Source organism: Pontibacter rufus, from assembly GCF_015694705.1.
GTDB classification, from domain to species: Bacteria; Bacteroidota; Bacteroidia; order Cytophagales; family Hymenobacteraceae; genus Pontibacter; species Pontibacter rufus.
Genome location: NZ_JADQDR010000012.1, coordinates 122,794 through 134,737, shown reverse-complemented (window position 1 = coordinate 134,737; position 11,944 = coordinate 122,794). Strand labels below are relative to the sequence as shown.

Sequence of the window (11,944 nt, the reverse complement as noted above, 5' to 3'; positions counted from 1 at the left end):
TAAATGGGGCCTCAGCCAGTGCTGGGGCTTCTTTTTGAACGATGGAGGCGCCGCTGCAACAACTACACGACCCCTTACTGCAGGAGCAGGAAGTTGAACTTTGGCTGAAGCGCGAAGACCTGCTGCATCCGCACATTTCCGGCAATAAATGGCGCAAACTTAAGTATAATTTACAGGAGGCAAGGCGGCTGCAACATGATACATTATTGACTTTCGGAGGGGCTTACTCCAACCACATCGCCGCCACAGCCGCCGCCGGAAAGGAATTCGGTTTTAAAACCATCGGCATTATCCGGGGCGAAGAACATCTGCCACTCAACCCTACGCTATCTTTTGCTAGTGCCTGTGGTATGCAACTGCACTACAAGAGCCGTGAAGCGTACCGGCACAAAAGCGAACCGGCTTTTCTGGAACAACTGCAGGCGCAGTACCATCAACCCTACATCTTACCCGAAGGCGGCACCAACCTGCTGGCCGTGAAGGGTTGCACCGAAATTACAGAGGATATCAGCCTTGATTACGACTACATCTGTTGTGCAGCAGGCACCGGCGGCACGGCGGCTGGCATTGTGGCTGGTTTGGCTGGAGAAAAGCAAATACTCATATTTCCGGCTTTAAAAGGCGGAGAGTTTCTGCAGGCGGAGATAGAGGAACTGGTGCTGCAATATAACGGACACAAGTATAATAACTGGCAACTTATTACAAATTATCACTTCGGTGGCTATGCCAAAGTAAAGCCGGAGTTGCTGGCATTCATACATGATTTTCAGCAGCGGCACCACATCGCGCTGGAGCCCATCTATACCGGCAAGATGATGTACGGCCTGTTTGATTTAATCCGGCAGGGCTATTTCCCGAAAGGCGGCCGGATTATAGCCGTACACACAGGCGGTTTGCAAGGCAATGCTGGCTTTAAAGAGCGGCTAGGGGTGGAGATATAGCTTCTTTCTTTTCGATAAACCCGTAAAGTCCTGTTATCCCAAATAGCATAAACATAGGCAAAAGTGGAATAATAAACCTGGAGTCCCAGTCTTCAGAGGTCATAGCGACAATTGTTGCCTGTAGCAAAAACACTGTTAAAGGAAAGGCTTTTAATGCTAGTGCTTTACTTTTAATGATAAAGTATCCTGCGAATAGGTATAACGGATAAATAAAGCAGATTATTAAGACGTTGTGCAGCAGCGAATAATAAGGCTTTATGTAGCCAATAAATGCAATGAACTTCAGAAAAAAGATCTTAGCAAAGAATACAGGATTTAACAAAACAAAGAACAGGATGCGAAGTATAGGGGAGGACTTTTCTGCTGGTAAAACAACATGTTGGGCCCTGACAGCATATGTACCCGAAGCATATATTATCTCTCCTCTGGCGTAAGTTTCTACTATCTGGAAAGTGGTTAGGAGGTAAGAGTCAAGAATAAAAAGAAGGAGGCTAAGAGCTATAATAAAGGAAAGAAGGATTGCTTTCTTGTGTGGCTGTAACATATGCCTGTAAGAATAACACCAGCAGGCAATTATTCCCAACAGTACAATAAAACCGTTTGGCCTGAGGAACATGGGTATAAGGCTAAGCACAAAGGATTTTGCATAATGTTTACTACTGTTGCCTTTTGTTAAAGGGTAAATTACATATAGGATAGAACTGGTGAACAATGATTCTGTTAATATGTAGACGTTAAGATACTGCACATCTTTCCAGAGTATAAACCCCGTGGTAGCTGCAACTGCCATTAATCGATTGCCATTGGTAAGATTCCTTACAGAGCGGAACAAAAGTATACAGGCTATACCTGAAGCTGCTATTTGGGCAAGCACGGCGGCTCCTAAACCTAACTTCAGCTTAATAAAGAAAGCCAGAAACAGGATATACAGGATGTACCTATTTTCCTGGCTTTCTCCAAGTTGTCCGGTTTCGGCTATATGATTAGCATAGGGTATGTAGCGGACAATACTATCAGGAACAAGCTTTACTCCTAAGCGCTGAAAGAAGTAAACCTGAACAGTAAGCCACAAGGCAGCAAGACTGCAGAAAAGCAGCCAGCCAGGAATACGATGAAGTGAGCGGTTAAGCCTGTTAAGGCTTGGGAGCATTAAATTTTGCATATAAGGAGTGGAAACCTATAGCAGCAAAAATAAATATAAACGGCATTAAGGGTACTATAAACCTGTTATCCCAATCCACTGCAATTACCAAACTCATGGTTGTTTGTAATATTGTTACTACAAGCATAAAGGCTTTTACAGGATGTTGGCTTAATCTTTTCATTCCGTACAAAGCTGCCCCATAAACCGGAATAAAGTATAGAAGTATAGCACAATTATGTATGGCTGAGTAGTATGGCCTTACTTGTCCCCAGAAAAAAATAAAGCGCAGCAGTAACAGCTTGGTATATGCTAAAGGCTGAGATGTAATGATACGCCACAATTGCTTTATTACAGAATTGTGAATGCCTGACATGACAGGAGCAATATTAACATGTAAGCCATCGTAGCCCTGAATAACCTGCCCCTGTGCTACGTATTGAATCGGGGAATAAATTTCTAAAGCATTATTGGCTACGAAAACAAGTAATGGTACTATAACAACTGCTACAAGTATGATACTTTTTGCTCTGAACTTAAAACTATATCGCTGATGCAGGTAACTGATGGCACTGGCGCTGGCGCCTAACAAAAGGAAAAAGCCATTTGGACGAAGGAAAAGCGCAAACAATAAGATTAGTAAAATGGCCGTAATGTCGTAAACGCTTTTATGGGGCTTGGAAATGCCATATAACAGGAAAATAGTTACGCTAAAATATAGCGATTCTGTATGAATGTAGAAATTCCATTGCTGAATTTCAGGCCATACTATGTAGAGTAGCAGGCAGATAAGTGCAGTATGGCTACAACCCGTTATGTTCAGAACAGTTCTGTACAGGTAAATTAATGCTACGCCCGAGCAAGCGATTTGTGCCACAATGACGGCCCCGACAGGCAGGTGCAGCAAGTAGAGAAATAAATAAAGAATAAGCGTATAGCCGGAATAAAGAATATTTTCAGCCTGATACCAGTAAGAACTTTCGGTTTCTAGCGCCGCTGCATAAGCAAGATACCGGTGGCTATCAAACATTATTTTAATGCCGAGCTTATTATACATAAATGCATGAACAACAAGCCACAGCAGTGCCAGTAGGATTGGTTTTGCTGTAATTAATCTTGTGAGCTTGTTATGAGAAATTTCCAAAGTAGAAGGCAGGAAAGATGACCAAGGCAAGAAACAAAAGTATGTAAATATTAAAGCAAAGTAATACTTTGTCGTGGGGATTACCACCAACAAGTACTTCGGATCAGGTAATGCTGTAGAAGCAGCTAAATTAATGTAGCATAATATTTGCAAAGCCGTACCTGTAACAAATCACAAATTACGCCACATGCCCCTACTTCGCGTTCTGCTCAAATTGCTTCCCTGGATACTGGTCATTGCCGCCGGCATCTTTATCTGGCGCAGCGTTAAAGACTTTTTTAAGGAGCCGGAAGAAAAAAAGGTGCCCGAGGTAGTGGTAAACTATAGTACTATCCTGACTTCGGTGGAAGAACTGGGCCGTATGGAACTGGTGCGCTACAATTTTAAAGATGTAGTGGAGTACCAGAAGTATGTATCGCGGTTTGTGCCCAACTCTAAAATTGTGCTGATTGTCGCCGGCGAAGCCGTCGGTTGTATAGACTTTTCTAAAATAAAGCAGTCTGACATACAGTTCCAGGGCGACACGCTGGTGCAGGTGGCGTTGCCCGCTCCGCAGATATGCTATTACAAAATAGATCACAGCAAATCCAAGGTGTTCAGCAAAGAGAATACTTATTTTCAGGATGCCGACCTGGTAGAGGACGCCTACAAATATGCGGAGCAGAACGTAAAAAAAGCAGCACTTAACTCCGGCATACTGCGGCAAACGCAGTTAAACGCCGAAAAAATTCTGAAGCCGATGCTGCAGGAAATTACCGGAAAACAAGTGGTACTGGTACCGCAACGCCGCATCTCCAACCCCGAACTGCCGCCAAAGCGGTAGTTCGGGGTTGGAGATGCTTGATGGTTTTTCGCGAAAGGCTGGTTTCGTGCTTTCCTGCTGTGCGTAGTTTCCGGCACCTTTACTTTAAGAACCAAGTATAAGCTATCTGTTTAGCAAGCCACATTACTGGCGGGAACACAAATGCGGCAGGCTACACGCACAATTCGTAATTCGGGACTCATAATTCGAGACTCTTCAAAGCATCCTGCACCAAATCATTTTCATAGCCTTTGCTCAGCAGGAAATAGCTCAGTTTCTGGCGGCGGGTGAACGGGTTCTTTTCTTTTTCGGTGGCATTCTTTTTCTCCAGCAGGTAAAGCAGGTTCTGCTCGTATACTTCAGGGTCAATTTCCTTCAGGCCTTGTTTGATGCAGTAATCGGAAATGCCTTTGCCTTTGAGACCCTGCAGGATTTTACGACGGCCCCATTTCTTGAGGCCATACTTACCGCGCACATAACTCTGGGCATACCGCTCCTCATCCACCAACTTCTCCTGGCCCAGCCGCACGATTAATTCTTCCACGTCATCCGGCTCCAGGCCATAGGAGTAGAGTTTGGTGCGCACCTCCTGCTGCGTACGCTCCTGGTAAGCGCAGTAAGCAGCCGCCTTCAGCAGGGCTTCTTTCGGGGTATATGATTTCTGTTTCTTCTGTCGTTCCAAGTTTGTGAGTATTGTTGTGTAACTATAACAAGTATACGCCGCCCAGAGTTGCCTGTAAAGGAGGCAGCAGAAGTATAAACAGCCTCGGAAAAGCTTTCAGCGTTGCAAATAAATCCGCCAGGCCAGGCAACGGTAACGGACGAAACAGACTCTGAAGAAGTAAAGAATCTCTGTTACAAAAATGCTGATTTACCGAAAGTATACCAAAGTGCTGTTGTTCTGAAGTATCATCCGTAATTTGCATCTACCAAAACCTTAGCCTGCATGCGCCATTCCTGCCTTCTGTTATTGCTGCTGCTATTGCCTGTACTGAGTATGGCGGGTGTGCTGCGCGGTCGCATTGTTGATGAAAACGGAAAAGGCCTGCCCTTTGCCAGCATCTATATCAAAGAAACTGCCAGCGGCACCGCTTCCAACGAGCAGGGTAACTTTCAGCTGCAGCTCGCACCGGGCACTTATACTTTGGAGTTTAAGTATGTCGGTTACCGCTCCGAAACCCAGACTATAACCATAAGTGAAGATAAGCAGGAACTGAACGTGCAATTGCAGCCGGAGGTACTAAACCTGAAAGAAGTGGTAGTGCGTGCCGCCGATGAAGATCCTGCTTACGGCATTATGCGCAATGCCATCCGGCTGCGCAAATATCACCAGAATGAGGTGAAAGCCTGGAGTGCCCGCGTGTATATGAAAGCCGTAGGCCGCATGGACAAAGTGCCCTCCAAAGTGCTGGGCATCAAAGTGGTGGATGTGGATACGGGTATCGTGTACCTGTCGGAATCTATATCGGAGCTGAGTTTTAAAAAGCCCGACAAGGTGCACGAGCGCATGATTTCGAGCCGGGTGAGCGGACAGAAGAAAGGCTTCAGCTTTAACAAGGCGTCGGAGATGAACATCAGCTTTTACGATAACCTGCTGCAGGTAGAAGGGTTGAGCGAACGCGGTTTTATATCGCCGCTGGCTAACAACGCGCTGTTTTATTACCGCTTCGAGTACCTGGGGGCTTTTCAGGAAAACGGCCGCACCATCAACAAAATAAAAGTTATCCCGCGCCGCAAGCACGATCCTGTTTTTTCGGGCAGCATTTATATTGTAGACGGTAGCTGGCGCATCCACAGCGTTGATTTAAAACTAACCAAAGATGCCGGTATCGACTTCGTGGATTTTATACGCGTGCGACAGGTATACGCGCCGGTGGCGGAGCATGTATGGATGCCAGTGTCGCAGCGCTTTACCTTTGAGGCCGCAGGGCTTGGCTTTAAGGGAAGCGGCTATGTAACAGGCGTATACTCGAAGTATAAAGTGCAGCCGGCTTACAAAACACCGCCCAGGCTGGAGGAAACAGCACCCGAACCCGCCACCGCTGATGCTGCTGCTATAGCTGAAGCCAAGCCTGTCAGCAAACCGAAAATAAGATTAATAGAACCAGAGGAAGCCGATCCTAGAGCGGAGCAGCCCCTCCACAACGATAAGATCTTCAGCAAAGAGATTCTGGTAGTAGAGAAGGAAGCCAACAAGCGTGACTCGGCTTATTGGGCGGAGGTGCGGCCGGTGCCGCTCACACAGGCCGAAGTAACGGATTATCATAAAAAAGACAGCCTGGAAGTTATTAAAAAGTCGCAGCCTTACCAGGATTCGCTGGACCAGGTGCGCAACAAGCCCTCGTTTGGCAATTTTCTGATAGGCGGTTATACCTACTCCAACACCTTTCAGAATAAATATTACAGTTTCGATCCGCTCCTAAGCCTGACGGGTGGCCGCAGCATATTGCAGTATAACACCGTGGAGGGTGTCGTGGCCGATGTGCGGATGGCATACACCAAACGCTTCGAAGATCGCCGCCGTTATACCATTGCGCCTGCTGTGCGCTATGGTTTTTCCAACGAAAAGCTCAACGCCAAGCTCGAATTAAGCTACAGTTACAATCCTTTTAAGAACAGCGTTATTTCAGTGGAAGGGGGACGAAACGTAGAGCAAATCAACAACCTGAACCCTATTTCGCCTTTTGTCAATTCGGTTTATACCTTGGTGGCCGGGCGTAATTACATGAAGCTTTACCAGCGCGGCTATGGCCGCGTGAGCTGGCGCAGCGAGTTGTGGAACGGCGTTTCCTTTAGCGGCAACCTCGATTACGCGCACCGCATGCCCCTGCAGAATACGGTGGATTATACTTTCAGAGATGGCGCCGATACCCGGTTTACCTCTAACGTGCCTGTAAATGCCGAACTTGCCGATGCCTCTTTTATGCCGCACGAAGCACTCACCGCGTCCTTCAACATCAGTCTGCGGCCGGGCCAGGAATATATGACCAGGCCGGATGATAAAATTAACCTCGGCTCCAAGTATCCCACCATTACGGTCGGTTACCGCACAGGCATAAAAGCTTTGGGAAGCGATGTAAGGTATAGCACCGCCGCCCTCCGCATCAGCGACGACATGAGCTTTGGACTGCTGGGCCGCAGCAAGTATAGCTTTACGGGTGGCACTTTTTTCAACAAAGGGGCAATGTACCTGATGGATTACAAGCATTTTAGTGGCAACCGCACCCTTTTTGCCGGCACCTACGAGGGTTTTCAGCTGCTGGATTATTATCGTTACAGCACTAACAACAGCTACCTCGAAGGCCATTACGAACATCATTTCAACGGTTTCCTGTTCAATAAAATACCGCTGTTCCGCCAACTGAAATGGCAGGAAGTAGTGAGCCTGAATTACCTGTATACCCGCGAGTCTGAAAATTACCTTGAGCTGGGCCTTGGCATCGAGCACATCTTTAAAGTGGTGCGCCTGGATTTCGTTACCTCGTTTCAGGAAGGCAGCAAAGCCCGCGCCGGCGTAATGATTGGTGTCGGGTTTTAAAGTGCAGCTTTTGTATGGTTGAGATGTAATATTATGTATTGCCAGCTATAGCGGTGTTGCCCGGCCCACTTTATTACACGCCTCAGCGCTGTGATAACTTATTACAATTCTGTTCGTTAAGAGTAGCCTAATAACTAATCCAAAACGGACATGAAAACGACATCAAATATAGTAAAAACAAGTATGGCAGTAGCTGTGGCAGCTGTCATTGGCTTTGGCTGCAACGGTGGCGAAAGGCCTGCAGCGAACCCTACAGATGATACCAGCACCTCCGAAGCGATTGTGAATGAATCGGATGCAGAGCACTTGAACGAGCCACGCCCGGCACCCATCGGCGATACCTCCGTTACCGGTGAGCAGGCCGATCAGTTCGGCAATAACATGAATCCCAACCAGGACTCCGCGGCCCGTGCCATGCATGAACTGGATGAGCAGAAAGCGAGAGAGGACAACCAGTAAGCAGGTATCCGGTAAAGTATAAACGCCTCCCAGGTATAACCGGGGAGGCGTTTTCTATTTCACAACGGCTGTGGTACCTACAGGCGGTATCACCAGGCCATCGCCACGCTTCCGGCGGTTTTTCAGGTTGATGTTATAGATGATGACAGAAACGAAGATAAGTCCGTAAGCCGCTATTTTGGTAGCGGTTGTCTGTTCATCGAAGTATAAAAAAGCCATCACAAAGTTCAGAATCGGGTTGATGTACATCAGGATGCCGATGGTGCCGGAGGTAAGCTCTTTCAGCGCAAACAGGTTCAGAAACAGGGGCAGTACCGTAAAACCGACACTCAGCAAACTGATGTTCAGAAAGAAATGGCTGCCGAGCGCAAGGGTGCTGTCGCCTTTAAAATAACTGTAAAATGGGGCAATCAGGGCAAACGAAAGCAGCAGTTGCAGCGTGAGCAGTACAATCTTGTCGTAATCCCTGAGGATGCGCTGCGTGATAAGGTAAAAGGCATAGCTAAAGGCAATCAGCAAGCTAAACAGCAGACTCCGCAGCTCGCCGGAGCCAACCAGCGCACAACTGAGCGCACTCAGCCCGATAGCCAGCCATTGATTTGCCCGTAGTTCCTCTTTTAATAACAGGAAACCGAGCACCGCAGTAATAATCGGGCAGAGCAGGTAAGAAAAGGAACCTGTCTGAATGTCGATGTGGTTGATGACGTAGATAAAGGAAAGCCAGTTGATGGTCAGCAGGAGGCCGCCGAGCAAAGTATAAAGTATAAACTTGCGCTTTTCCTGGGTCGTGGCAGCCTTTAGCGCAGCAAAATTATCCAGCAGCATCCGGCGGCGAAACAGGAGTAAAATTAACAGCAGCAGCACCATCGAAAAAGCGACGCGCAGGTATAAAATCTGTCCGCTGGGGTAAGCTGCCAGCGCCTTCAGCGGAAACGGAATAAAGCCCCAGATAACGAAGGCTGCTATGCCCGCCGTGAAATATGGTTTGTTGTCCGTTGTCTCCATGATGCTTTCCGAAAAATTAAAATTGCGCAAAGGTAAGTATAAAAGCGGCAGTTCAGAGTGTAAGAACAGCATTAAATAGTTTCGTAGAAAAGCTTGCCATACTTTATAAACCAGGTCGCCTCATGCTCCACTTTCAACTCTTAACTCCCACCACTACCTTTGTTGCAAGTATAAACCGGATGTTATGCTCACTTTTCAGCAGCTCATTTCCATCACCCAAGGCAGGGAGATACAGTTCGTACAACCCCAGCCTGTTATCCACCTGCTCACCGACAGCCGTAAGCTTTCGCAGCCGGCAGGCACCGTGTTTTTCGCCATTCACGGCAAGTACAACGATGGGCATAAATACCTGCCACAACTGTACAGTAGGGGCGTCCGGCAGTTTGTAGTAGAAAAAGGCAGCGCAGATGAACTGAGACAACAGTATCCCGAAGCCAATATTATACTTGTTCCGGACAGCCTGAAAGCGCTGCAGCAGGTGGCGGCGTGGCACCGGGCACAGTTTCAGTTGCCCGTAATAGGCATAACGGGCAGCAACGGCAAAACCATTGTAAAGGAGTGGCTGGCACAATTGCTGAGCCCGGAAGAATTGGTAGTGAAAAGCCCACGCAGCTACAATTCGCAATTGGGTGTGCCACTGAGCGTATGGCAAATCAACCCGAACCATACTTTGGGTATTTTTGAAGCAGGCATTTCGCAGGCCGGCGAAATGGAGCAATTGCAGCAAATCATCCGGCCCACCTACGGCATTTTTACCAACATCGGCAGCGCCCACGACGAAGGCTTTGTATCGCGGGAGCAGAAGGTGGCCGAGAAACTGAAGCTCTTCAAAGACGTGGAATTGCTGTTTTACTGTGCTGATCAGCAGCTGCTGCACGAGGCAGTGCAGCGACAGGGTATAAAATCCTTTACCTGGGCCAGAATGCAACCTGCCGATGTAACGATAACCGCCACTACCACAGCCGGATCTAAAACCATCATCTTTTATACTTATCAAGGCGAACAACAGCAGCTGGCCATCCCTTTTGCCGATGAAGCCTCGGTAGAAAATGCACTCCACTGCCTGGCGGTGCTGCTGTACCGTCAGTTGCCGGTAGCTGCTATACAGGAGCGCCTCGGCCGTCTGCATCCTGTGGCCATGCGCCTCGAAATGAAGGAAGCCATCAATGGCTGCTACCTCATTGATGATACCTACAACAACGACCTGGCCGGTTTGTCCATCGCCCTCGACCTGCAGGCCAATCAGCCGCAACACGGGCAGCGCACCCTTATACTTTCTGACTTGCTGGAATCAGGTTTACCGGAAAAGAATTTATACCTGCAGGTCGCGGAACTGGTGCAGGCGCACGACGTGCAGCGGCTTATCGGCATCGGACCTACTATCAGCAAGTATAGTCATCTGTTTTCTGCTTCGGAGGAGTTTTATACTTCTACTTCGGATTTCCTGAAAGCCTTTAACCCGGCAAGGTTCCGCAATGAGGTAATTCTGGTAAAAGGCGCGCGCGTTTTTGCGTTTGAAAAGATTGTGCAGGCCTTTCAGCAGAAGGTGCACGGCACGGTACTGGAAGTAAACCTGGATGCCCTGCTGCATAACCTCAACTATTATCGCGCTAAACTGGCGCCGGGCACCAAACTGATGGTGATGGTGAAGGCCTTTGCATATGGCAGCGGCAGCTTTGAGGTGGCCAACCTGCTGCAGTTTCACCGCGTGGATTACCTGGCTGTGGCCTATGCCGATGAAGGCGTGCTGTTGCGCGAGCAGGGCATTACGCTGCCTGTGATGGTAATGAATCCGTCGCCGGACAGTTTTGCCAAATTGCAGCAGTACAGCCTGGAGCCTGAGATTTACGCGTTGGAGCAGTTGCAGGCTTTTGTTTTGTCGCTGGAGGCTGAGGCAACGTATAAAATCCACCTGAAACTAGACACCGGCATGCACCGCCTCGGCTTTGTGCGCGAAGATTTTGATACCTTATTCAGTTTGTTGCAGCAATATCCGCAGGTACAGGTCGTGAGCGCTTTCAGTCATTTGGCCGGCGCCGATGAAGCGTTGCATAATGATTTCTCGCAACAGCAAATCGCCACCTTTACAAGTATGGCCGCCGATGTGGAGACACGCTTAGGCTACAGCGTAACAAAGCACATCCTGAATTCAGCGGGTATTGTGCGCTTTCCGGAGCATCAGCTGGATATGGTGCGCCTTGGTATTGGCCTCTATGGCGTGGAAGCCACCGGCGCCGAACAGGAAGCGCTGCGCCCGGTCAGTACCTTAAAAACCACAGTATCGCAGGTGAAGAGTATAAAGCAGGGTGACACCATCGGCTACAGCCGCAAAGGCATAGCCGACGCAGCCAAAACCATCGCCACCATCGCTATTGGTTATGCCGACGGCTACGACCGCCGCTTCAGCAATGGCGTGGGGCATGTACTTATAGATGGGCAGCGGTGCCACGTTATTGGCAATGTATGCATGGATATGTGCATGGTGGATGTAACCGGGCTTGAAGTTAAAGCCGGGGATGAGGTTGTTGTGTTCGGGCCGCAGCTGACGCTGCTGGAACTGGCCCAAAGCATCGGCACCATTCCCTATGAACTGCTCACAAACGTAAGTACGCGGGTGAAGCGGGTGTTTTATGCAGAGTAGGTTTTTGATTGTTGATGGGATTTCTGTCGCAAGTTTAGCGGAGCGCAACTTGTGACTTTACATGATTGATGCAAGGTTTCAACTTGCTTTCTGCGGCAGCAGAAAAGTATACTTTAGCAGATTTATACTTTAATCTACTGAAGTATAAACTATAGTTCAGGCCATTGCTATACTTGCTTTTGCAAAGCAAAGAAGTTACAAACTTCTGTTGTTATGCACCGTCATAAGTTGCGCTCCGCTACACTTGCGACAGGAATCTCCACATCAGCACAT

At 48.2% G+C, this 11,944-nt stretch carries 9 protein-coding genes; 5 read left to right on the top strand and 4 right to left on the bottom strand.

Features of this window, described 5'->3' with window-relative positions; genetic code table 11:
- Positions 1 to 41: 41 nt before the first annotated feature.
- The gene (locus I2I11_RS18455) at positions 42 to 941 is read left to right on the top strand and encodes a 1-aminocyclopropane-1-carboxylate deaminase/D-cysteine desulfhydrase (RefSeq protein WP_196269223.1); all 900 of its coding nucleotides are present in this window, start codon (positions 42 to 44) and stop codon (positions 939 to 941) included.
- Here I2I11_RS18455 and I2I11_RS18450 read toward each other — a convergent pair.
- Both I2I11_RS18450 and I2I11_RS18445 read right to left on the bottom strand, forming a co-directional pair.
- Positions 913 to 2,091, bottom strand: a complete 1,179-nt coding sequence (locus I2I11_RS18450; protein ID WP_196269222.1) for a hypothetical protein — start codon at positions 2,089 to 2,091, stop codon at positions 913 to 915. The genes I2I11_RS18455 and I2I11_RS18450 overlap by 29 nt on opposite strands.
- On the bottom strand, positions 2,075 to 3,226 hold the full coding sequence (locus I2I11_RS18445; RefSeq protein ID WP_196269221.1) for a hypothetical protein: 1,152 nt from the start codon (positions 3,224 to 3,226) through the stop codon (positions 2,075 to 2,077). Before I2I11_RS18445 ends, I2I11_RS18450 begins: the two co-directional genes overlap by 17 nt.
- A 187-nt stretch (positions 3,227 to 3,413) precedes the next feature.
- On the opposite strand from I2I11_RS18445, the gene I2I11_RS18440 reads away from it, so the two are divergent.
- Positions 3,414 to 4,049: a DUF4230 domain-containing protein gene (locus I2I11_RS18440; RefSeq protein ID WP_196269220.1), complete on the top strand. Its 636-nt coding sequence runs from the start codon at positions 3,414 to 3,416 to the stop codon at positions 4,047 to 4,049.
- 178 nt (positions 4,050 to 4,227) lie between these two features.
- Here the strand turns inward: I2I11_RS18440 and I2I11_RS18435 are convergent, their stop codons facing one another.
- Entirely contained in the window at positions 4,228 to 4,710 is a 483-nt protein-coding gene (locus I2I11_RS18435; protein ID WP_196269219.1) for a regulatory protein RecX, read from the bottom strand.
- Positions 4,711 to 4,974: 264 nt separating this feature from the next.
- Here I2I11_RS18435 and I2I11_RS18430 point away from each other — a divergent pair, with 264 nt between their 5' ends.
- Positions 4,975 to 7,566 carry a DUF5686 and carboxypeptidase regulatory-like domain-containing protein gene (locus tag I2I11_RS18430; protein ID WP_196269218.1) on the top strand — a complete coding sequence of 864 codons (2,592 nt, stop codon included), beginning with the start codon at positions 4,975 to 4,977 and terminating at the stop codon, positions 7,564 to 7,566.
- A 150-nt stretch (positions 7,567 to 7,716) separates the two neighbouring features.
- On the top strand, positions 7,717 to 8,025 hold the full coding sequence (locus tag I2I11_RS18425) for a hypothetical protein (protein ID WP_196269217.1): 309 nt from the start codon (positions 7,717 to 7,719) through the stop codon (positions 8,023 to 8,025).
- Positions 8,026 to 8,079: 54 nt separating this feature from the next.
- Here I2I11_RS18425 and I2I11_RS18420 read toward each other — a convergent pair whose 3' ends face one another.
- Complete coding sequence (locus I2I11_RS18420; protein WP_196269216.1) at positions 8,080 to 9,030, bottom strand: EamA family transporter; 951 nt, start codon at positions 9,028 to 9,030, stop codon at positions 8,080 to 8,082.
- 184 nt (positions 9,031 to 9,214) lie between these two features.
- On the opposite strand from I2I11_RS18420, the gene I2I11_RS18415 reads away from it, so the two are divergent.
- The gene (locus I2I11_RS18415) at positions 9,215 to 11,671 is read left to right on the top strand and encodes a bifunctional UDP-N-acetylmuramoyl-tripeptide:D-alanyl-D-alanine ligase/alanine racemase (protein ID WP_196269215.1); all 2,457 of its coding nucleotides are present in this window, start codon (positions 9,215 to 9,217) and stop codon (positions 11,669 to 11,671) included.
- The last annotated feature ends 273 nt before the right edge of the window (positions 11,672 to 11,944 follow it).